Source organism: Burkholderia sp. AU32262 (assembly GCF_020419985.1).
Lineage (GTDB): Bacteria > Pseudomonadota > Gammaproteobacteria > Burkholderiales > Burkholderiaceae > Burkholderia > Burkholderia semiarida.
Window position 1 is genome coordinate 61,542 of the sequence record NZ_JAIZRS010000023.1, and the last position, 20,537, is coordinate 82,078.

Here is a 20,537-nt window from a genome sequence, read left to right on the forward strand (position 1 = left end):
GTATTCGGTCTCGTATTCGGTCTCGGATTCGGTCTCGGATTCGGGTCTCGGATTCGGGTCTCGGGTTCGGGTCGCGCGATCCGGTGCGACATTGTACGCACGGCCGGACCCGGCGAGCCCTCCCCGGCGCACTACGCGACGCGCCCGCTCACCGGAATCGACGCACCGGTGATCGCCTGCGCGTCGGGCGACAGCAGGAATCCGATCGTCGCCGCGAGCTGTTCCGGGCGGACCCAGCGCGAGAAGTCGGCGTCGGGCATGTCCTTGCGGTTCGGCGGCGTGTCGATGATGCTCGGCAACAGCGCGTTCACGGTCACGCCGCGATCGAGCAGCTCCGCCGCGAGCGCCTCGGTGAGCCGCGCGACACCCGCCTTCGCGGCCGCATACGCGCCCATCCCCGCGCCGGCCTTGAACGCCGCGCCCGCGCCGATGTTGACGATGCGGCCGGCCTGGCTCGCCACCAGGTATGGCAGCGCGGCCTTCGACGCATTCAGCGCCGTCTTCACGTTCAGTTCGTACATGCGGTCCCACGTGGCGGCATCGCCGTCGGCGATCGTCTGCCACACGAATGCGCCGGCGATGTTCAGCAGCGCGTCGACCCGGCCGAATTCGCGATTGACCGTTTCGAGCGCCTGCACGGCGGCCCGCGGATCGACGAGATCGATGCCGCCGATGCGCAACGCATCGGCCGGCACGCCGGGCAGCGCCTGCGCCGCCGGAGCCGCGCCGCGGCCGATCAGCGCGACGCGGGCGCCGCGCTCGCCGAGCCACATAGCCGTCGCGACGCCCAGATGACCGAAGCCGCCGGTGATCGCGACTGCCTTGCCTTTCAGGTGGTATTCCATCGATGTGTTCTCCTGGACCGAGGGTGATGGGTTGAAATGCCGACAGCGTAGCGCCGTTCACGCGTTCGTGCGCACGGCGATGAGGGTGCGGCAGCGCGGCGTCCCTGTCGTTTCGCCGCGGTCGCGGGCCCAAGCGCGGCCGGCGGCATCGCGAGACGGATCGCGGCTCATGCGTCGCGAGACGGCGCGACGTGGCTCGACAAGCGCGCAGTCGAACGGCCGGGCATAATGCGCGATGCCCGCCAGGCGCGGCGCGCGGCACGACAACCAAGCCCGCCTGCCCGACGGCACGTACCACCGCCGACTCGCCTCCCCAATCTCAACCGTCAATCCCATGCAAGTACTCGTCATCGGAACCGGCAAGCTCGCCAACGAGTTGCTCGGCTCGCACACGCTCGACCCGGCCGCCTGCCACGTGATGCCGTGGCCGGACAGCGCGCGAACCGACGCCCGACGTAGCGACGCCCGAACGATCGTCGTCCATGCCGGCTCGGGCCGCGAACTCCCCGACGCGATCGCATTCTGCCAGGCCACCGCGTCGCCGCTCGTCGAGTTGTCGACCGGCTCCGACCTCGAAACGGGGACGTACGGTTTTCCGGTCGTGCTGTGCCCGAACACGAACATCCTGATGCTGAAGTTCATGTGCATGCTCGAAGCCAGCGGCCACCTGTTTCGCGACTGCGAGATCGGTGTGACGGAGTCGCATCAGGCCGGCAAGACGTCCGTCCCCGGCACGGCCGTCGGTATCGCCCAATCGCTCGGCGTACGGCCGGAAGACATCCGCTCCGTGCGCGACCCGGCCGTGCAGCGCAGCGAATTCGGCATCCCTGACGATCGGCTCGGCCGCCATGCGGTTCACCGGATACGCATCGACGACGGCGCATGCAGCCTGCAGTTCGAATCGCGCGTATCCGGCGCGACACCCTATGCGGATGGCGTATCGCGCATCGTCGAAGCCGTCCGGCAGCACGATCTCGAGCATCGCCGCTATTCGATCGTCGAGTTCATCCGCAACGGCTGGCTGTAGTCGCGGCACGGCGTGCGGCACGTGCCCTCATGATACGGGCCGTCCGCAGATGCCCGCACGGCCTCGCCGAAACCGATGCCCGCGCTGGCTCACCGCTACCCGTTGCCCAGCACCGCCCCGCTCTCCGGCAAGGTCGCGCCGCCGTCGACGACGATCGTCTGCCCGGTGATGTACGCCGCGTCGGCCGATGCGAGAAACAGCATCGCGTTCGCGATGTCCTCGGGCTCGCCCATCCGCGCGAGCGGAATGTCGCGCGCGATCTGCGCGGCGACGGACGCGTCGCCGAGATTGCCGGCCGCCGGCGTGCGGATCATCCCCGGTTCGACGCCGTTGACCGTCACGTTGCGGCGCGCCAACTCCAGCGCCGCCGCGCGAATGAAGCCGTTCACGCCGGCCTTCGACGCCGCGTAATGCGCGAGCCCCGGATAGACGACGCGCGGCCCCGTCACCGAAGACGTGACGAGCAGCCGCCCGGCCCCCCGCGCGCTCGAAGGCCGGCAACGCGGCCTGCGCAAGCCAGAACAGCGCCGACAGGTTGACCGACAGCGTGCGCTCGAGCGTCGGCTCGTCGATTCGCGTGAACGGCGTCAATGGAAAATACGCGGCATTGTGAACGACGACATCGAGCCGGCCGCCGTCGCGCTCGACCGCCGCGACGAGCGCATCCAGTTCGTCCCGGCTCGCGGCATCGACCCGATACGCGCGCGCTTCGCCGCCCGCGCTCGCCAGCGCGCCGGCCTGCACGGCCGCCGCGTCGCCGTTCAGGTCGGCCACGGCGACGAATGCGCCGGATTCCGCGAAACGGCGCGCGATCGCCGCGCCGATTCCTTGCGCGGCGCCCGTGACGAGCACGACGCGCCCGCTGAAATCCGCATGCAGGCGGCCGCTGCCCCGCACGGCAGTCATCGCTGCGCCTCGTCGCCGAGCGGATGCACGGTTTCGTTCAGTACCTGCGCGTAAGCGCCGACCGGGAAATTCGACAGCGTGCCGAAATCGCCGCCCTGATAGCCGAAGATCTTGCCGTCGGTCTTGCGTTGCGCGAGGTCGATCAGCACGACGCCGAGCGTCGGCACCACCTTTTCGCGCCACACGAACAGATACAGCGCGTCCGCAATCTTGAAGTAATGACAGCGGTCGACATCGGCCAGCCCGCCTTCGACGCCCTGCAGGCACTGCCATGCGTAGAAATTCTCGTTCAGGTAGATGTGCTCGTAGCATTCGGTCGGGCTGTAGCGGTACATCGTCCGTTTGCCGATCAGTTCGCGCGTGGGCGCGTGAAGCGGGCCCGGCTCGGCGTGGCCGCCGAGCGTGCCGTGCCGGAATTGCGCGTCGACGGCCGTCAGCGGCAGCCCGCGCGCGACGCGCGTGAACGCATCGATGCGCGTGTCGGCTTCCGTCGGCAACGTACCGACGACCGACGTCCACACGCCGTTGTCGAGATCGATCACGAGGCTGACCGATGTCGCCCGAGCGGTGGCATCGATGTAGTCGACGAAGTACAGCCCGTCGCGCAGCCGCGTCACGCGGCATGGCGCGCGGCCGCCCGTATCGGCGACCGCGCCGCGCCACTGCAGCGCACCCGGCTCGAACGTATGGACGCGCCACGCGCCCGATGCGTCGACGAGCGTCAGCGTCCGCCCGACGAGCGCGTCGACGGATGCGAGGATGTTCGCCTCGGGCGCGAAGCCGTCCGCGAGCGCACCCACCTGAATGAATACCGGATCCTGTCGTTCCACCTGCCGCCTCCCGCGCAGCCTCAGGCCCGGCGGGCCGTGTACGCTGCTCATGCGCACATGGTGCGGGCTGCGCGCGCCGCGCGGTATCGGCCAAAAGGATGAAGGGCGCGCGGCGCCGGAACACGCTAAAGTGCACGTGATCCGCGCCGCCCCCGGCGCGAGGAGCGCACATGCACCGTGTCATCCATTACCGACGCACCGGCGAAGGCATCGAGGCAATCAGCCTCGAGTCCGACCGCGCGTTTCCGCGCCACGCGCACGACGAATTCGGGGTCGGCGTGATCGTCAGCGGTGCGCACCGGTCGTGGAGCGGCCGCGGTCAGGTCGACGCGCTCGCAGGCGACGCAATCATGGTCAACCCGGGCGAGGTGCACGACGGCTCGCCGCTCGAGGCCGGCACCGGGCGGCGCTGGCGGATGCTCTATCTCGCCCCCGCGCTGGTCGCGGGCGTCGCGGCGGAAGAAGGCCTCGGCGGCGTCGAGCTTGCGCATCCGGCCGTGCGCGACACGCGGCTTGCGGCCGCCGTCGGCAGGCTGCATGCGCGCATCGTGGCAGGCGAAACCCAGCCGCTGGCCCGCGACGAAGCGCTCGTCATGCTCGTCGCCGGGTTGCTCGCCCGGCACGCAAGCCACACGCTGCCTGCGGCCGGCGTCGCGCCGGCGGTCCGCGTCGCGCGGGAGCGGCTCGACGCGGCGCCGGCCGCACCCGTGTCGCTCGCCGAGCTGGCCGAGCTGAGCGGCGTCAGCCGCTTCCAGTTGCTGCGCGGCTTTGCGCGCGAGCTCGGCATCACGCCGCATGCATACCTGGTTCAGTCGCGCACGCGGCTGGCGCGCGCGCTGCTGGCCAGCGGCCTGCCGATCGCCGATGCTGCGGCCGAAGCCGGCTTCGCCGATCAGAGCCACCTGACTCGCGCATTCGCGCGCCAGTTCGGCATCACGCCGGGGCGGTTCACGCACGCGGGTTGAGTAACGCCGTCGGCCGCGCAGCGCCGCGGGCGCCGGGCGCACTGCGTTCGAAAGCGACTACCCCCTCGAAGGCCGCCGCAACCTGTTGCGTCAGCGCAAGCGGACGGCTCACCACCGTCAGTCCAGTCCCTGGCTGCAATTTCGTTCAAGACGCACGTTGCCGCCATACACGACGATGCAGCGCATGAAGACACGACTGATCGGCTATCTCTATCTCGCCGCCGCGATGGCGGGCGTCGGCAGCACCGTCATCGCGAGCCGTCTCGCGGCCGGCGGCCTGCCGCCGTTCGCGGCCACCGCGCTGCGCTTCCTGATCGCGACCCCGTTGCTGTTCGCGATGATGCGCGCGCAGCGCATGCGCTGGCCACGCATTTGCGCACGCGATGCCGTGCTGCTCGTCATTCAGGCGGCGGCGGGCGGCGTCGGCTATACGGTGCTGCTGATCAGCGGCACGAAACTGTCGTCGCCGCTCGATGCCGGCGTGATGCTCGGCACGTTGCCGGCCATGTCGACGCTGATCGCGGCCGTCGTGCTGCGCGAGCGGCAGACGCCGCGCGACTGGCTGGCCGCCGCGCTCGCCACGGCCGGCGTGCTGTTCGTCGCGTTCGCGCCGGGCCATGCGATGCCGTCGCTGCAAACGCTCGTTGGCGATGCGCTGGTGCTGGCGGCCGTCGCATGCGAAGCGGTCTTCATCCTGCTCAACCGTCGGCTTGCCGCGCCGTTGCCGCCGCTTGCGCTATCCACCGCGATGTCGGGCCTCGGCTTCGTGCTCGCACTCGTGCCGGCCGCGTTCGAATGGCATGCGGTGGCGAGCGGCTGGACCGTCGGCGCCGTGTCGGCGATCGTCTACTACGCATTGATTCCGACCGTGCTGGGTTACCTGTGCTGGTATGCGGGCTCGGCACGCACGAGCGGCACCGAGGCGGCCCTGTTCACCGCGGTCGCGCCGGTTTCGGCCGTGCTGTTCGCGGTCGCGCTGTTCGGCGAAACGCTGACCGGCACACGTGTCGCCGGCATCGCGCTCGTCGTCGCCGGCATGCTCGTCGGCGCGACGCGACGGCGGGAGCCGCCCGTCGAACTGCGCGCCGCGCTCTCCGCGCAGGCCGCCGCCGACTGACTCGCGTTCGTCGCGTCCCCGCGGAGACGGCGGCGCCTCCGTCGACGTCGCAGCGCTCGTCGATCCAGCCTTTCCGTCACACGGTCGACCGACTGTAGGAATGTGTCCGCGCACCGCAAAACCGTTGCGCACGACTGCGCAAGATGCAATATTCGCGTGGCCGGCCCCTTTGACCACCATCGAACAACACTCCGCCACGCAATGAACAGGAAGGAAGCCAAAACAAGAATCGCGGTGCTGCTGTCCGCGGGAACGAGGAAGGCCGACGCGCTGGCCGAGCTATCCGGGCAAGGGCTCAAGGATCGCGTGCTCGCGCACCTGATCGCGTCGCGCCCCGACCCTGAACGCTGCCGCAAGAACAAGATACACGTCCGGATCCTGATCGCGCTCGGCATCGCGCAGTTGGTCATCAGCCTGATGCTTGCGTACTACTTCCTCGCGTCCGGCGCCGGCGGCGTCCTGGTCACCGCCTTCCTGGCGTTGACCGTGCCGCTGTCGCTGCTGTTCATCTGGGGCTTCGCGACCCATCGTGTCGGCGCATATCACGCGTTCATCCTGCTGTCGCTGCTGCAGATGCCGAAGACCGTCGCCGATCTCGGGCGGGATCCGTCCGCCGCGCTGCCGAGCCTCGCGATCACGGTCGCGCTGGTCGGTTATGTCTGGTTCGTCCGCAACCGGTTGTTCCCCGACTACGGCTGGTTCACGCCGCGCAAGGTCGAGGGCCGCACGCGTTCGTGGAACGCGCCTGACGCCGGCGGCATCGATTCGTACGCAAAAAAGGCGCCGGGCCGCCCCGCCATCGCGGGAAGGCCCGGCGCCTTCTGCATGCCGGAACCGGTCGGCTTACTTGGCCTTTTCAGCCGAATCGCTGATCGCCTGGCCGCCCTTCGAAATGTCCTGGCCCACGCCGGCGACGGTATTGCAACCGGCGAGCGCGGCGGTCACCACCAGCAGCATTGCAGCAATCGTACGCGTCATTCTCATTCTCCTTCGAATCAACAAGCCCGACCGGGCGAATCGTGTGCGGCGCGGCGCCCGGCACGCTGCCGGACACGGGGCCTGACCTGATTATACGGAGACGCGCGCCGCGCGCCAGTACGGCCCCGCGAGTGTCATACGCGCCACCCCTGCGCGCACAGATTTTTCTTGACTTCATCGCGGCAGAAACTAATATACGCACCGCGTATATTTTCCGCCCAGGAGCCGCCGATGACCGTTCCCCAGCAAGCCTTCCTCCGCGACGCGATGCGCCGCCTCAACATGACCCGCGAGGCATTCGCGAATCGCATCGGCGTCAGCCGCCGCGCGCTGGATACGTGGCTGCTTCCGGACGATTCGCAGGAATCGCGCGGGATGCCCGAGATCGTCGAGCGCTTCGTGTCGGAAATCGTCGAGCGTTCGGCGCCGGATGGCGAGAACTATACGCAAAGCGTAGACAAGCAAGGGCTCGCGAAGCAATTCCTGTTCGAAGGCAAGCCGCAGTTGATCTCGGTCGACCAGTTTTCGCGGGATTCGGTCGAGGCGCTGTTCCGCGTGGCCGACGTCATGCAGCCGATCGCGCGGCGTCACAAGATTTCACGCGTGCTCGAAGGCGCCGTGCTCGGCAACCTGTTCTTCGAGGCCAGCACGCGCACGCGCGTGTCGTTCGGCGCGGCCTTCTGCCGGCTCGGCGGCTCGGTGTGCGACACGACGGGCTTCACGTTCTCGTCGATGGCGAAGGGCGAATCGATCTACGACACGAGCCGCGTGATGGCCGGCTACGTCGACGCGCTCGTGATCCGCCATCCGGAAAAAGGCTCGGTGGCCGAATTCGCACGGGCGACCAACCTGCCGGTGATCAACGGCGGCGACGGCCCCGGCGAGCACCCGAGCCAGGCGCTGCTCGACCTCTACACGATCCAGCGCGAGTTTTCGCGGCTCGGCAAGATCGTCGACGGCGCGCACATCGCGCTGGTCGGCGACCTGAAGTACGGCCGCACCGTGCACTCGCTCGTCAAGCTGCTCGCGCTGTACCGCGGGCTGAAGTTCACGCTCGTGTCGCCGCCGACGCTCGAGATGCCGGCGTACATCGTCGACCAGATCTCGACGAACGGCCATGCGGTCGAGCAGACGAACGATCTCGCGGCGGGCTTGCGCGGGGCGGACGTGGTCTACGCGACGCGGATCCAGAAGGAGCGCTTCACCGACGAATCGTTCGAGGGCTATACGCCGGATTTCCAGATCAACCAGGCGCTCGTCGACTCGGTATGCAAGCCCGACACGCTGATCATGCACCCGCTGCCGCGCGACAGCCGGCCCGGCGCGAACGACCTGTCGGTCGACCTGAACCGCGACCCGCGTCTCGCGATCTTCCGGCAGACCGACAACGGCATTCCGGTGCGGATGGCGATCTTCGCGGTGCTGCTGGGCGTCGAGAATCTCGTCCAGCATTCGATGCGCGACGCGACGTGGCGCCCGCCGGCATACCTGGGGCCGGAGGATGCGGTGTTTCACGGAATCGACTGATCTGCGGCCGGTGTCGCGCGCCCGAACGGGAATTTGCTGCAGTTCAAGGGCCGCGCGCAGACGTAACGCATTCAACGCGCCGACTTGCACGGCGCGTTGTCATTTTCGGCGCCGGTGACGTGACGGCCGCCGACCCGGCGCCGGCGGAACCAAGAGTCGATCACACGCAGGCCTGCTGCTTCGAACGGCGCGACGTCGCGCGTGGCCACGATCGAACCGTTCGAGGCGGCGATTGCAGCGACGAAGCCATCGGCAGACGCCATTGCGTTGCCTGTCGCCCCCCGGCCACGAGCCTTCGACCCCTCCGCAACATTCGTCAACAATTCCCCGACAAATGAGAACAAGAACGCTTCTCATTCGTAAAGAAATTACATAGAATGCCGCCTGAAAACAAATCGTAATAATCCCCGCCGGCATGCACATTTCCGCAGCGCACTGCCCCGGGAGCCACACCGCGAGGTCGAAGCGCACCATGAAGTCCCGTCCCGACGAGCTGAAGCTCGGCAAGTTCACCACCCTCTGCAGCGTGCTGGCCGCGAGCCCCGCGTTCGCCGACGGCACGCCGCCCGCGGCGCCCGCCGGCACCGAAGGCCATCTCGCGCCGATCGAGATCCAGGGCAAGACCGAGCACAGCTACAAGGCCGACTTTTCCGCTTCCGCGAAATTCACCGCGCCGCTCGTCGACACGCCGAAATCCGTCACCGTGATCCCGCAGGAACTGATCCAGAACAGCGGCGCGACCACGCTGACCGAAGCGCTGCGTACCGTGCCCGGCATCACGTTCGGCGCCGGCGAGGGCGGCAACCCGCTCGGCGACCGTCCGTTCATCCGCGGCTACGACACGCAGGGCAGCATGTTCGTCGACGGCATGCGCGACACGGGCGCCACCACGCGCGAGATCTTCAACACCGAGCGCGTCGAGATCACCAAGGGTTCCGACGGCGCGTACGGCGGCCGCGGCGGCGCGGGCGGCAGCATCAACCTGATCACGAAGGCCCCGCACCTCGGCACGACGGCCGCCGCGAGCGCGGGCCTCGGCACCGACCGCTATCGCCGCTTCACCGCCGACGGCAACTGGCAGTTCGCCGATCACGCCGCGTTCCGCCTGAACCTGATGAGCCACAACAACGACGTGGCCGGCCGCGACGCCGTCAACAACGAGCGCTGGGGCGTCGCGCCGTCGATCGCGTTCGGTCTCGGCACGCCGACGCGCGTGACCGCGAGCTACTACCACCTGCAGACGGACGACATGCCCGACGGCGGCATCCCGTACTTCTATACGACGTCGAACAAGCCCGCGAACGTCGGCACGATCTATCCGGCGCCCGTCGATCGCCACAACTTCTACGGCCTGATCGACCGCGACTTCCGCAAGACCACGTCGGACATCAGCACGATCAGGATCGAGCACGACATCACGCCGAACCTCACGGTGCGCAACACCGCGCGCTACACGGAATCGACGCAGGACTACATCTGGACGCAGCCGGACGACAGCCAGGGCAACGTGGTGAACGGCAAGGTCTGGCGCCGCAACAACAACCGCAACAGCGCGATCAACAGCCTCGCGAACCTGACCGAGCTGTTCGGCGAATTCCGCACGGGCCCGTTCAAGCACAGCTTCAACACCGGCATCGAGCTGTCGCGCGAATGGGGCAAGCGCGACTCGTACACGGTCGCGACCGACACCGGCAAGATCTGCCAGAAAGGCATCGGCGCCGCGTCCGGCTACAACTGCACGAGCCTGTGGTCGCCGAACCCGAGCGATCCGTGGGCCGGCTCGATCTCGCGCAACAACGACTACGCGCATGCGCGCACCACCACGAAATCGATCTACGGCTTCGACACGATCGAGATCACGCCGCGCTGGCAGGTCAACGCCGGCGTGCGCGTCGACGACTACTCGACCCGCTTCACCGATACCAAGGCGAATGGCGGCAAGACCTACACGCGCGACGACACGCTGTTCAACTGGCAGGCCGGCCTCGTGTTCAAGCCCGCGCGGAACGGCAGCATCTATGCGTCGTATGCGACGTCGTCGACGCCCGCCGGCATGCTGCTCGGCGAAGGCAGCGAAACGCAGTCGCTCACGCCGGGCCGCGGCGGCGTCGGCCCGAATGCCGATCAGCTTTCTCCGGAAAAGAACCGCAGCATCGAACTCGGCACGAAATGGAACGTGCTGAACGACAAGCTGTCGCTGACGGCCGCGCTGTTCCAGATCGACACGACGAACGCGCGCGTGACGCTGCCGAACAACCAGTACGCGATGGTCGGCAACAAGCGCGTGCAAGGCCTCGAGCTCGGCGTCGCGGGCCAGATCACGAAGCAGTGGCAGGTGTTCGGCGGCTACACGTACATGAAGAGCGAACTGCGCGACAACGGCAAGGACACCGCGAACAACGGCAACCGCTTCCCGAACACGCCGAAGCACAGCCTCACGATGTGGTCGAACTACGACATCACGCCGAAGTTCACGGTCGGCGGCGGCGCGTTCTACATGTCGGAAGTGTTCGGCGATCCCGCGAACCTGCGCGCCGTGCCGTCGTACTGGCGCTTCGACGCGATGGCGCAGTACCGGATCAACAAGAAGCTCGATCTGCAACTGAACGTGAACAACCTGTTCAACCGCACCTACTTCGATCAGGCGTATCCGGCGCACTATGCGTCGATCGCGCCGGGCCGCTCGGCGTTCGTCACGCTGAACGCGCGCTACTGATCGATGGAGGCCGTGTCGCTGAAGGCGCTCGCGTCGGTCTCGCCGCGCGAGTTCGCCGACATCCTGGCCGGGCCGCCCGAGCGCGCCGCCGCGTGGGTCGCGGCGGCGGCCGAGCACGGCATCGTCGATGCACAGGCCGTGTACGGGCAGTACCTGCTCGACGGCCACGGCGTGCCGCGCGATCCCGCGGCCGCGCTCACGTGGTTCCGGCATGCCGCGCAGGCGAATCATCCGATGGCGATGAACATGCTCGGCCGCTGCTACGAGTTCGGCTGGGGCACGGCCGCGTGCGCGCCGGTCGCCGTGTACTGGTACCGGCTCGCCGCGCAGGCGGGCCTCGACTGGGGCATGTACAACTACGCGACCGCACTCGCCCTCGGCAACGGCGTCGACGAGAACCGCGCCGACGCGCTCGAGTGGCTCCGCCGCGCGGCCGCGCTCGGCCATGCGAAATCGATCAACCTGATCGGCGGCTTCTACGAGGACGGCTGGGTCGTACCGGTCGATATCGACGCCGCGTTCGACCACTATCGCCGTGCCGCCGTTGCCGGCGATTTTCGCGGCCAGTTCAACTACGCGCGGCTGCTCGCCGAGCGCGGGCGCGTCGACGAAGCGCTCGTGTGGCTCGCGCGGGTGCCGGCCACCGCGACACCCGCGTTCATCGCGAAGATGCGCGCGTATCTCGTGTCGTCGCCGCTCGACGCGTTTCGGTCGGCGGCGATGCAACTGGCGCCGCACGCAATGGAATCCGTATCATGATGCTTCACATCCCCGGCGTACTGACGAAAGCGCAGGTCGCGCAATGCCGCGAACTTCTCGATCGCGCCGAATGGATCGACGGCAACGCGACGTCCGGCGCGCAGTCGGCGCTCGCGAAACGCAACCGGCAATTGCCGGAAGGCTCGCCGGCCGCAGGCGCGGTGGGCGACGCGATCCAGGATGCGCTCGCCCGCCATCCGCTGTTCTTTTCCGCGGCGCTGCCGCTCAAGGTGTTTCCGCCGCTGTTCAATCGCTATGCAGGCGGCGAGACGTTCGGCACGCACGTCGACAACGCGATCCGGCTGCTGCGCGGCACGGATTTCCGCGTGCGCAGCGACCTGTCGGCGACGCTGTTCCTCGAGGAACCCGATGCGTACGAGGGCGGCGAGCTGTGCGTCGAGGATACGTACGGCGTGCATCGCGCGAAGCTGCCGGCGGGCGACCTCGTGCTGTATCCGGCATCGAGCCTGCATCACGTGACACCGGTGACGCGCGGCGAGCGCGTGGCGTCGTTCTTCTGGATTCAGAGCATGGTGCGCGACGATGGCGACCGCACGCTGCTGTTCCAGCTCGATACGCAGATTCAGGCGCTTTCCGCGGAGAAAGGCGCGAAGGATCCGATGGTCATTTCATTGACCGGGATTTATCACAATCTTTTGAGGAAGTGGGCAGATGCGTAGCGCGAGCCGGTCATGCCCCACGGCGCTTGCGCCGCATCGAAATGCGAGGCTAAAATGACCATAGTCCGATGACCATGAACATATCATGATGCCGCACGCTCCCGTATCGAAATCCGAATTCAAGGCTCGCGCGCTCGAATACTTCCGGCTCGTCGAGGCGTCGGGCGAAAGCCTGATCGTCACCGACCACGGCAAACCGACGCTCGAGATCCGCCCGTATCGCTCGCGCGAAGCCCAGCCGTTGGACATATTGCGCGGGTCGGTCATGCGCTACGACAATCCTCTCGATCCGATTGCGGAAGATGATTGGGAGGCGTCGAGGTGATCGTGCTGGATACGCATGCATTGGTGTGGTGGGTAGCGGGCGACCCCGCGCTCAGCAAGAAGGCGCGCAGCGCGATCGATCGCGCGCGGAGCGAAGGCGCGCTCGCCGCATCCGCGATCTCCGCGTGGGAAATCGCGATGCTGGTGCGCAACGATCGCCTCGCCCTGACGATGGATGTCGACGCGTGGCTCGCCACCGTCGCGCAGATCGACGGCATGCGTTTCGTGCCTGTCGATGCCGACATCGCCGCGAAATCCACCGACCTGCCCGGCACGTTCCACAAGGATCCGGCCGATCGCATGATCGTCGCGACCGCGCGGCGTCTCGGCGCGCCGCTCGTCACGCGCGACGAAAAAATCCGCGCGTACGCGCACGTCAAGACGCTCTGGTAAGCGTCGCCCGCGCTCGCATCAAATCGCGGCGCATTCTCCACGAGACTCTGGCATATCGGCGATTCGTCTGACCAAAACGACCGTGGCCGCCCTACTCGACATCGGCCAGGGGCCCGCAAACGTTCTCGCCATCATGAACGCCACCGACCAGGAATCGTCCGGCACGTGCTACACGCACAACGCGTTCATCAGCCGCGCGGCCGCGCGAAACCGCCAAATCCTCATCGACGCGCTGACCCGCGCCGGCTTCACGAATTACCCGTCCGAATGGTGGCACTGGTCGTTCGGCGATCGCTATTGGGCCGTGATCCAGAACGAATCGCACGCAATTTACGGTCCTGTCGACGAAAGCATGCTGGACGAAGCGGCGCGATGACAGTTTTCCCGATCCGGCAGGCGTGATTCGGTAACATCCTCACTTGCCGATCCCCGTGTGCTCCCGCACAATCGCAGCACCTGCCTCACTCCCCTCGCGCCGATGTCCTATGCGTCACTCGCCACCGGCGTCCTGCTCGCCGGCGGCCTTGGTCAACGCTTCGACCCGAGCGGCCTGCACAGCAAGCTGCTCGCCCGGCTCCCCGACGGCACGCCGGTTGCGGTGGCCGCCGCCCGCCGTCTCGCGGCAGCCACCGCCGACGTGATCGCCGTCGTGCGTCCCGGCGCCGAAACGCTTGCAATTCTGCTGAACGAAGCCGGCTGTCAGGTCGTCTATGCCCCCGACGCGTTGCGGGGCATGGGCGCGAGCCTCGCGGCCGGCGTCCGGACGACGCCCGACGCGAGCGGCTGGCTCGTCGCGCTCGGCGACATGCCGTGGATCGCCGCTTCCACCTACGAAACGGTCGCACGCGCGCTCGAAGCCGACAACGCATCGATCGTCGCGCCCGCACATCGCGGCGTGCGCGGGCATCCAGTCGGTTTCGCCGCGCACCACTTCGAAGCACTGGCCGCCCTCGACGGCGACACGGGCGCCCGCGCGCTGTTCGCCAGCGCGCCGGTGCAACTGCTCGACATCGACGATCCCGGCATCCTGCGCGACGTCGATACACCGGCGGACTTGCGCTGACTTCGATTGCGCGACCTCGCGAGATTCCGCACGAACACCGTCAATAGGCGGATTTCGCCGACGATCGGCAGCCTGCCGCAAGAACCCGCTGCAAACGCGCGCCCGATTGGCTATAACCAAGACGAGGCGCGTCCACCGCGCCACCGCCGTCACGCACCGCACGAGTTCTCCATGAGCGACCACACGACCCCGACGCCCGAGCCACCGGCCGACCCGAACCGCGACCCGGAAGACGATCCGTTCTCGTCGCCGCCCGGCCATCACGACAACCCGCAGCAGCCGGATGGACCGCCGAGCAAGGATCCCGTCTAGCCGCGCGCCGGCCGCGCCGCGAACTCGACCGCGACTTACGTGACGGGCTCTAGCGCGCGGTATATCCCCCGTCGATCGGCAACGACACACCGCTGATCATCGACGCCGCATCGCTCAGCAAAAACAGGATCGGCTCGACCACTTCGTCCGGGTGCGCGAACCGGCCGAGCGGAATCGCGGCGAGCATCGGTTCGCGCTTGTCCGGTTCGCTCCACGCGAACTGCGCCATCGGCGTGAGCGTGACGGTGGGATTCACGCTGTTCACACGAATGCCGTGCGGGCCGAGCTCGATGCACAGCACGCGCGTGATCGCGTCCATCGCCGCCTTCGACGCGCAATAGCTCAGATGCGCGGGCAGCCCGACGAGCGACGCCTGGCTCGACACGTTGACGATGCTGCCCCGCGCGTGCGCGTCACCGCGTCCGTCGCGCTCGATCATCCTTCGCGCCACGGCCCGCGCGACGAGCGCCGCACCGCGCGCATTGACGGCCATCACGCGATCGAAATGCGCGGCTTCGACGTCGAGCGCAGGCTCGAGCGACGCGATCCCCGCGCAATTGACGAGGCCGTCGAACGCATCGTACGCGGCGAGTGCGGCATCGATCGCGTGTTCGTCGCCGCCGACATCCATGCGCAACGTCTCGCACGCAATCTCCGCGGCGAGCGTGTCGAGCGCGGCCATGTCGCGCGCCGCCGCGACGACGCGCGCGCCTGCATGCGCCAGTGCGACCGCGCACGCACGGCCGATTCCGCTCGAGGCGCCCGTGACGAGCACCGTCGACCCACTGAAATCGAATCGTGTGTTCATGATGATGTCCCGAGCCTGTGCATGATCGGCTTGAGTGCCGGATACAGCGCCGTATAGAGCGAAAAACGCGCGTCGTACGTTTTCGCGCGGTCGGCGTCGGGCCGTGCGCGCTCGACGAGCGTGACCCAGCCGCCCTGTGCGTCGTCGCGCGACACGAGCCCCGCGCCGACGCCCGCGAGCAGCGCGGCGCCCATTGCAGCTTCGACGTCCTGCTCGATCGTCCACACCGGAAAACCCGTCACGTCGGCGATGATCTGCATCCACAGCGCCGAATGCGCGGCGCCGCCGACGACGATCAATCGATCGTCCAGCGCCGCCGCGCCACGGCGGCCGGCCTCGATGTTGTGGCGCAACGCGAACGCGACGCCTTCGAGTACCGCACGATAAAGATGCGCACGCGTATGCGCGAGACTCAGCCCGACGAACGCGCCGCTCGCCTTCGCATCCCACACCGGGCTGCGCTCGCCCATCAGGTACGGCAGAAACAGCACGCCGTCGGCGCCGGCCGGCACGCGCTCGGCCGCCTCCTCGAGCAACATGTGCGGATCGCCGTGCGGCAGCAGGCGCGCCGCGTCGATTTCCGCGTGACAGAACTGGTCGCGAAACCATGCGACCGATGCGCCGGCCGTGATCGCTCCGCCGAACACGTACAGGTCGCGCTGCCCGTCGAACACGTGCGGCATGCTGACGAGACCGTGGCGCGCATCGACGTGCCGGTTCACGTAGCCCCAGCACATGCTCGTGCCGATCATCGCGACGTGCTGCCCGGTGCGCGTGGCACCGGCCGCGAAGGTCGCCACCGCCGCATCGACGCCGCCTGCCACGACGGGCGCGCCGGCCGGCAGGCCGAGCTGCGCGGTCCATTGCGACAGCAGGCCGCCGACGACGTCCGTCGAATCGACCAGCCGCTCGGGCATCATCGTCGCCGGAATGCCGAGCATGTCGAGCGCGTCGTCCGACCACTCGCGGCGCGCGACGTCGTACACGCCGCCGATATTGCCGGCCGAACTGTGGTCGACCGCGACTTCGCCGGTCAGCAGATAGATCACGTACGCGTTCGGCGGCAGGAAATAGCGCACGTTCGCCCACACGTCCGGCCGCTGGTCGCGCAGCCACAGCATCTTGGTGAACCCGTAGTAGCTGTCGACGCCGTTGCCGGTGATCACGCGCAGCCGCTCGACGTTCACGTGCTCGTTGACCCAGTCGACTTGCGCGGTCGCACGCCGATCCATCCAGATCAGGCACGGATGCAGCGGCCGCATGTCGATGTCGACCGGGATGCCCGAGCCGCCGTACAGGCTGCTCACGCATACCGCGCGGATCGCATCGGCCGGCACGCCCTGCGCGCGCGCGTCGCTCACGCAGCCCGCGATGCAGTCGAGCACCGCGTCGAACCACACCTTCGGCCACTGCTCGGCCCACAGCGGGCGCGGCGTATCGGGCTGGTAGCCGGCCGAGCGCCGCGCGACGATCGTGCCGTGCCGGTCGACGAGCAGCGCCTTGGTGCTCTGCGTGCCGATGTCGACGCCTATGACGTATTCCATGATATCTCCGGTGAGGCGCGCGCCGGCCGTCAGCGGGCCGGCTTCAGCAGCACCTTGATCGATTCGGGCGATTTCGCGACGCGGATCGCGTCGTCCCATTCCTCGAGCGCGAAACCGTGCGTGACGATGCCCTTCGACGTGACGAGCCCGCGCGCGAGCAGGTCGATCGCGACCGGATAGCAGTATGGCCCGAGGTGCGCGCCGCGTACGTCGAGCTCCTTGCGGTCGCCGATGATCGACCAGTCGACGGTCGCGTCCTCGCCGAACACGCTGAATTCGACGAAGCGGCCGAGCTTGCGGATCAGGTCGAGCCCCTGGTTCACGCCGACCGGCGCACCGGTCGTCTCGATGTACACGTCACAGCCATAGCCGTCGGTGAGCGCACGGACGATCTCGCGCGCGTCGTCGCGCTTCGGATTGATCGTCACGTCGGCGCCGTACTGCCGCGCGAGTTCGAGCCGTTCGTCGATCAGGTCGATCACGACGAGTTTCTTCGGCGTCTTCAGGTGCGCGACCTGCGTCATCATCAGCCCGAGCGGGCCCGCGCCCGCGATCACGACGACGTCGTCGAGCTGGACGTCGCCGCGGTTCACCGTGTGGATCGCGCACGACAGCGGCTCGATGATCGCGGCATCCTCGAGCGATATGCCGAGCGGGATCTTGTGGACGATCGCGGTCGGCGGAATGCGCATGTATTCGGCCATCCCGCCGTCGGCGACCTCGCGCTGGAAGCCGAAAATGTTGTGCACCTCGCACATCCAGTACTGGCCCGACCTGCAATAGCGGCACTTCCCGCACGGCACGATCTGCTCGGCGATCACGCGCTCGCCCAGCGCGACGCCGAAATGCTCGGCCGCGCCGTCGCCGAGCGCTTCGACATAGCCGAAGAATTCGTGGCCGGGAATCACCGGCGCCTTCACCCATGGGCTCGGGCCGCCCCAGAACATCTTGGCGCCGGTGTAGCACTTGCAGTCGCTCGCGCAGATGCCACACGCGGCGATGCGGATCACGAGCTCGTTCGTACCGGGGCGCGGCATCGCGACCTGTTCGACGCGATAGTCCTCGGGGCCGTGGCAGACGACCGCGGTCATGCGCGGTTTGGCTTCGGGTGTCGTCATGAGTTGTCTCTTCTCTGAATGATTCGGATAACCGATATTTCCGTCGTTACCGCGATCGCTCGCGGCTGATGTAGATCGCGAGCAGGATGATTCCGCCCTTGATCACGTTCTGCACATACGGGTTCACGCCGATCATGTTGAGCCCGTTGTTGAGCACGCCGAGCAACAGTGCGCCCACCAGCGTGCCGAGAATCGCGCCGCGCCCGCCGGAGATCGACGTGCCGCCCATCACGACGGCCGCGATCGCGTCGAGCTCGAAGCCCACGCCCGCGTTCGGCTGCCCGCTCATCAGGCGCCCGGTCAGCACGATCGCGGCAAGCGCGGACGTGAGCCCGGCCAGCGTGTAGACGATCAGCTTCACGCGCGCGACGCGCACGCCGGTGAGCCGCGTCGCCTGCTCGTTGCCGCCGATCGCATACACGTAGCGGCCGAACGGCATCCGGTCGAGCAGCAGCCACGCGATCGCATAGACCACCAGCATGATCAGCACCGGCGCCTGGATGCCGAGCACCTTGCCGCTGCCGAAGAACGCGACCCAGTCGGGCAGCCCATCGATCGGATAACCGCCCGTGTAGATCAGCGCGAGGCCGCGCGCGATGCCCATCGTCGCGAGCGTGACGATGATCGGCGGCATTCCCGCGAACGCGACGAACACACCGTTCAGGACACCGAAGCCGAGGCCGACCGCGATGCCGATCGCCAGCGCGGCGACCGCGTTGACGCCCGCGACCATCAGCCCGGCCGCGAGCGTGCCCGACAGCGCCATCACCGAGCCGACCGACAGGTCGATTCCGCCCGTCAGGATCACGCAGGTCATGCCGACCGCGATGATCGCGTTGATCGACACCTGGCGCAGCACGTTCTCGAGGTTCGCGGCGGACAGGAAGCTCGGGCTCGCGATCATCATCGCGATGCAGACCACGACGAGGCCGACGAGCGGATAGAACAGCGTCGAGCGGCGCAGTTGCGCCCACATCGCGCGCGGCGGCGGCGCGTCGCCGTTTCCGGCCGTGGCCGCAAGCGTCGTCGAACGCGTGGAAGAAGAATCAGGCAGGTTCATGGGTCGCTCCTCGCGTGCCGGCCGTGGCATAGGTCATGACCGTGTCGGGATCGATCTCGTCGCCGGCGAGCGTCGCCTCGATGCGGCCTTGCCGGAACACGGCGACGCGATCGCACATGCCGACGATTTCCGGCAATTCGGACGAGATCATGATGATGGCGTAGCCGCGCGCGGTGAGTTCGCGCATCAGCCCGTAGATTTCGGCTTTCGCGCCGACGTCGATGCCGCGCGTCGGCTCGTCGAAGATCAGCACCGACGTGTGATGGTTCAGCCAGCGCGCGATCACGACCTTCTGCTGGTTGCCGCCGGACAGCATCGCGACCTCGGTGTGGATCGACGGCGCCTTGACACCGACGCGCCGCATCACGTCGTGCGTGGTGCGTGCCTCGCTTCGCCGGTCGATCAGCCAGCGCATCGACCGGTACTTGCCGAGGTTGTTCAGCGAGATGTTGTCGCGAATCGAGAACGACGTGACGAGCCCTTCCGTCTTGCGGCTTTCCGGCAGGATGCCGATGCCCGCGCGCAGCGCGTCGGCCGGATCGGCCAGCTTCGCCGCCGCGCCGCGCACGCGCACCTCCTTGCGATGAGCACGCGTCGCGCCGATCACCGCGAGCGCGGTCTCGGTACGCCCCGAGCCGACCAGCCCCGCGAAACCGAGGATCTCGCCTTCATGCAGCGCAAAGCGGTTCACCGGGCCGTCGCGCTCGATCTGCAGCGCATCGACCTCGAGCACGGCCGGCGCGTCGGCCGGCCGCGCCGGCTTCGGCGGAAAGCTGCTTTCGATCCGGCGGCCGACCATCATGCGCACCAGTTGCTCGACGTCGGTGCGCGCGACCTCGGTCGTCGCGACGTACTGGCCGTCGCGCAGCACCGTGATGCGGTCGCACACCGCGAAGATCTCGTCGAGATGATGCGAGATGAAGATCATCGCGACGCCCTGCCGCTTCAGCTCGCGCATGATCGCGAACAGGTGCTCGGCCTCGGCCGGCGTGAGCGTGGCGGTCGGCTCGTCCAGGATCAGGATGCGCGCGTCGAGCGACAGCGCCTTGCCGATCTCGACGAACTGCTGCTGCGCGACCGACAGCGCGCGGATCGGCGCATCGAGATCGATCGCCACGCCCAGGCGCGCGAAGATGGCGGCCGCCGCGGCGCGCATCCGCTTGCGGTCGCGCGCGCCCCAGCGGTTGCGCAGCTCGCGGCCGAGGAACAGGTTGTCGACGGCATCGAGGTGCGGAATCAGGCTGAATTCCTGGAACACGATGCCGACGCCGGCCGCGACCGCGTCGTGATAGTCGGCGAAATGGCGTGCGCTGCCGTCGATCTCGATCGTGCCCGCATCCGGCTGGTGGATGCCGCACAGGATCTTCATCAGCGTCGACTTGCCCGCGCCGTTCTCGCCGAGCAGCGCATGAATCTCGCCGCGCGCGATCTCCAGATGAATGTCGGACAGCGCCTTCACGCCGGGAAAGCTTTTCGTGATGTGGCTGAGCCTGAGTATCGTGTCCATCGGCTTCTCCGTGCGAAGGGCGTCGGCGGCGCCGCCGCCCTTCGCGTCGCGTCGCACG

General features: G+C 68.0%; 20 protein-coding genes and 3 pseudogenes. 13 read left to right on the forward strand and 10 right to left on the reverse strand.

Annotation, left to right across the window (positions count from 1 at the left end; genetic code table 11):
• Positions 1–131: 131 nt before the first annotated feature.
• Positions 132–845: an SDR family NAD(P)-dependent oxidoreductase gene (locus LGN10_RS25040; RefSeq protein ID WP_226225347.1), complete on the reverse strand. Its 714-nt coding sequence runs from the start codon at positions 843–845 to the stop codon at positions 132–134.
• Between the two features lie 334 nt (positions 846–1,179).
• Here LGN10_RS25040 and LGN10_RS25045 point away from each other — a divergent pair, with 334 nt between their 5' ends.
• Positions 1,180–1,872, forward strand: a complete 693-nt coding sequence (locus LGN10_RS25045) for a dihydrodipicolinate reductase C-terminal domain-containing protein (RefSeq protein ID WP_226225349.1) — start codon at positions 1,180–1,182, stop codon at positions 1,870–1,872.
• Between the two features lie 95 nt (positions 1,873–1,967).
• Here LGN10_RS25045 and LGN10_RS25050 read toward each other — a convergent pair.
• Together LGN10_RS25050 and LGN10_RS25055 are read right to left on the reverse strand one after the other, a co-directional pair.
• Positions 1,968–2,778 (reverse strand): annotated as a pseudogene (locus LGN10_RS25050) (SDR family oxidoreductase).
• Positions 2,775–3,608: a molybdenum cofactor biosynthesis F family protein gene (locus LGN10_RS25055; RefSeq protein ID WP_226225351.1), complete on the reverse strand. Its 834-nt coding sequence runs from the start codon at positions 3,606–3,608 to the stop codon at positions 2,775–2,777. Before LGN10_RS25055 ends, LGN10_RS25050 begins: the two are co-directional and overlap by 4 nt.
• A gap of 170 nt (positions 3,609–3,778) precedes the next feature.
• Between LGN10_RS25055 and LGN10_RS25060 the strand changes: the two genes are divergently transcribed.
• The 3 genes and pseudogenes from LGN10_RS25060 (at position 3,779) to LGN10_RS25070 (ending at position 6,439) form a co-directional block, all read left to right on the forward strand.
• Entirely contained in the window at positions 3,779–4,573 is a 795-nt protein-coding gene (locus LGN10_RS25060; protein WP_226225353.1) for an AraC family transcriptional regulator, read from the forward strand.
• A gap of 184 nt (positions 4,574–4,757) precedes the next feature.
• On the forward strand, positions 4,758–5,690 hold the full coding sequence (locus LGN10_RS25065) for a DMT family transporter (RefSeq protein WP_226225355.1): 933 nt from the start codon (positions 4,758–4,760) through the stop codon (positions 5,688–5,690).
• Positions 5,691–5,891: 201 nt separating this feature from the next.
• Positions 5,892–6,439: pseudogene (locus LGN10_RS25070) on the forward strand (permease).
• 94 nt (positions 6,440–6,533) lie between these two features.
• Here the strand turns inward: LGN10_RS25070 and LGN10_RS25075 are convergent.
• Positions 6,534–6,668, reverse strand: a complete 135-nt coding sequence (locus LGN10_RS25075; protein WP_006485835.1) for an entericidin A/B family lipoprotein — start codon at positions 6,666–6,668, stop codon at positions 6,534–6,536.
• 231 nt (positions 6,669–6,899) lie between these two features.
• Here LGN10_RS25075 and LGN10_RS25080 point away from each other — a divergent pair, with 231 nt between their 5' ends.
• Positions 6,900–8,195, forward strand: a complete 1,296-nt coding sequence (locus tag LGN10_RS25080) for an aspartate carbamoyltransferase (protein ID WP_059584768.1) — start codon at positions 6,900–6,902, stop codon at positions 8,193–8,195.
• 71 nt (positions 8,196–8,266) lie between these two features.
• Here the strand turns inward: LGN10_RS25080 and LGN10_RS25085 are convergent.
• A pseudogene (locus LGN10_RS25085) lies at positions 8,267–8,491 on the reverse strand (hypothetical protein); the annotation flags it as partial.
• A gap of 176 nt (positions 8,492–8,667) precedes the next feature.
• On the opposite strand from LGN10_RS25085, the gene LGN10_RS25090 reads away from it, so the two are divergent.
• From LGN10_RS25090 to LGN10_RS25125, 8 genes are all read left to right on the forward strand, one after another.
• Positions 8,668–10,911 carry a TonB-dependent receptor gene (locus LGN10_RS25090; RefSeq protein ID WP_226093909.1) on the forward strand — a complete coding sequence of 748 codons (2,244 nt, stop codon included), beginning with the start codon at positions 8,668–8,670 and terminating at the stop codon, positions 10,909–10,911.
• Positions 10,912–10,914: 3 nt separating this feature from the next.
• Positions 10,915–11,670 (forward strand): tetratricopeptide repeat protein, encoded by a 756-nt coding sequence (locus LGN10_RS25095; RefSeq protein ID WP_226225360.1) that lies wholly within the window; start codon positions 10,915–10,917, stop codon positions 11,668–11,670.
• Positions 11,667–12,350: a Fe2+-dependent dioxygenase gene (locus LGN10_RS25100; protein ID WP_226225362.1), complete on the forward strand. Its 684-nt coding sequence runs from the start codon at positions 11,667–11,669 to the stop codon at positions 12,348–12,350. The genes LGN10_RS25095 and LGN10_RS25100 overlap by 4 nt, the downstream gene beginning before the upstream one ends.
• 85 nt (positions 12,351–12,435) lie before the next feature.
• Complete coding sequence (locus LGN10_RS25105; RefSeq protein ID WP_021158157.1) at positions 12,436–12,675, forward strand: type II toxin-antitoxin system Phd/YefM family antitoxin; 240 nt, start codon at positions 12,436–12,438, stop codon at positions 12,673–12,675.
• Complete coding sequence (locus LGN10_RS25110) at positions 12,672–13,067, forward strand: type II toxin-antitoxin system VapC family toxin (RefSeq protein WP_059585115.1); 396 nt, start codon at positions 12,672–12,674, stop codon at positions 13,065–13,067. The genes LGN10_RS25105 and LGN10_RS25110 overlap by 4 nt, the downstream gene beginning before the upstream one ends.
• A gap of 133 nt (positions 13,068–13,200) precedes the next feature.
• Entirely contained in the window at positions 13,201–13,443 is a 243-nt protein-coding gene (locus LGN10_RS25115; RefSeq protein ID WP_124859897.1) for a M15 family metallopeptidase, read from the forward strand.
• A gap of 102 nt (positions 13,444–13,545) precedes the next feature.
• Positions 13,546–14,130 carry an NTP transferase domain-containing protein gene (locus LGN10_RS25120; protein ID WP_059584758.1) on the forward strand — a complete coding sequence of 195 codons (585 nt, stop codon included), beginning with the start codon at positions 13,546–13,548 and terminating at the stop codon, positions 14,128–14,130.
• 171 nt (positions 14,131–14,301) lie between these two features.
• Entirely contained in the window at positions 14,302–14,442 is a 141-nt protein-coding gene (locus LGN10_RS25125; RefSeq protein WP_012339712.1) for a hypothetical protein, read from the forward strand.
• 49 nt (positions 14,443–14,491) lie between these two features.
• On the opposite strand, the gene LGN10_RS25130 is transcribed toward LGN10_RS25125, so the two are convergent.
• The 5 genes from LGN10_RS25130 to LGN10_RS25150 are packed head-to-tail and all read right to left on the reverse strand — an operon-like array spanning position 14,492 to position 20,536.
• Positions 14,492–15,250: an SDR family oxidoreductase gene (locus LGN10_RS25130; RefSeq protein WP_226225364.1), complete on the reverse strand. Its 759-nt coding sequence runs from the start codon at positions 15,248–15,250 to the stop codon at positions 14,492–14,494.
• The gene (locus tag LGN10_RS25135; protein WP_226225366.1) at positions 15,247–16,794 is read right to left on the reverse strand and encodes an FGGY-family carbohydrate kinase; all 1,548 of its coding nucleotides are present in this window, start codon (positions 16,792–16,794) and stop codon (positions 15,247–15,249) included. Before LGN10_RS25135 ends, LGN10_RS25130 begins: the two co-directional genes overlap by 4 nt.
• A 29-nt stretch (positions 16,795–16,823) precedes the next feature.
• A complete protein-coding gene (locus LGN10_RS25140; RefSeq protein WP_059584753.1) occupies positions 16,824–17,912 on the reverse strand; it encodes an alcohol dehydrogenase catalytic domain-containing protein in 1,089 nt (362 codons plus the stop codon).
• A 46-nt stretch (positions 17,913–17,958) separates the two neighbouring features.
• Positions 17,959–18,972, reverse strand: a complete 1,014-nt coding sequence (locus LGN10_RS25145; RefSeq protein ID WP_059584751.1) for an ABC transporter permease — start codon at positions 18,970–18,972, stop codon at positions 17,959–17,961.
• On the reverse strand, positions 18,959–20,536 hold the full coding sequence (locus LGN10_RS25150; protein WP_413227162.1) for a sugar ABC transporter ATP-binding protein: 1,578 nt from the start codon (positions 20,534–20,536) through the stop codon (positions 18,959–18,961). Before LGN10_RS25150 ends, LGN10_RS25145 begins: the two co-directional genes overlap by 14 nt.
• Position 20,537: the final 1 nt, after the last annotated feature.

Excerpts from the sequence above, each read along its gene's own strand:
- LGN10_RS25045 (WP_226225349.1), top strand. The coding sequence starts at position 1,180 with ATGCAAGTACTCGTCATCGGAACCGGCAAGCTCGCCAACGAGTTGCTC.
- LGN10_RS25100 (WP_226225362.1), top strand. The coding sequence starts at position 11,667 with ATGATGCTTCACATCCCCGGCGTACTGACGAAAGCGCAGGTCGCGCAA.
- LGN10_RS25115 (WP_124859897.1), top strand. The coding sequence starts at position 13,201 with ATGAACGCCACCGACCAGGAATCGTCCGGCACGTGCTACACGCACAAC.
- LGN10_RS25140 (WP_059584753.1), bottom strand. The coding sequence starts at position 17,912 with ATGACGACACCCGAAGCCAAACCGCGCATGACCGCGGTCGTCTGCCAC.
- LGN10_RS25090 (WP_226093909.1), top strand. The coding sequence starts at position 8,668 with ATGAAGTCCCGTCCCGACGAGCTGAAGCTCGGCAAGTTCACCACCCTC.
- LGN10_RS25040 (WP_226225347.1), bottom strand. The coding sequence starts at position 845 with ATGGAATACCACCTGAAAGGCAAGGCAGTCGCGATCACCGGCGGCTTC.
- LGN10_RS25145 (WP_059584751.1), bottom strand. The coding sequence starts at position 18,972 with ATGAACCTGCCTGATTCTTCTTCCACGCGTTCGACGACGCTTGCGGCC.
- LGN10_RS25130 (WP_226225364.1), bottom strand. The coding sequence starts at position 15,250 with ATGAACACACGATTCGATTTCAGTGGGTCGACGGTGCTCGTCACGGGC.
- LGN10_RS25080 (WP_059584768.1), top strand. The coding sequence starts at position 6,900 with ATGACCGTTCCCCAGCAAGCCTTCCTCCGCGACGCGATGCGCCGCCTC.
- LGN10_RS25075 (WP_006485835.1), bottom strand. The coding sequence starts at position 6,668 with ATGACGCGTACGATTGCTGCAATGCTGCTGGTGGTGACCGCCGCGCTC.
- LGN10_RS25105 (WP_021158157.1), top strand. The coding sequence starts at position 12,436 with ATGATGCCGCACGCTCCCGTATCGAAATCCGAATTCAAGGCTCGCGCG.
- LGN10_RS25060 (WP_226225353.1), top strand. The coding sequence starts at position 3,779 with ATGCACCGTGTCATCCATTACCGACGCACCGGCGAAGGCATCGAGGCA.
- LGN10_RS25095 (WP_226225360.1), top strand. The coding sequence starts at position 10,915 with ATGGAGGCCGTGTCGCTGAAGGCGCTCGCGTCGGTCTCGCCGCGCGAG.
- LGN10_RS25065 (WP_226225355.1), top strand. The coding sequence starts at position 4,758 with ATGAAGACACGACTGATCGGCTATCTCTATCTCGCCGCCGCGATGGCG.
- LGN10_RS25120 (WP_059584758.1), top strand. The coding sequence starts at position 13,546 with ATGTCCTATGCGTCACTCGCCACCGGCGTCCTGCTCGCCGGCGGCCTT.
- LGN10_RS25135 (WP_226225366.1), bottom strand. The coding sequence starts at position 16,794 with ATGGAATACGTCATAGGCGTCGACATCGGCACGCAGAGCACCAAGGCG.
- LGN10_RS25125 (WP_012339712.1), top strand. The coding sequence starts at position 14,302 with ATGAGCGACCACACGACCCCGACGCCCGAGCCACCGGCCGACCCGAAC.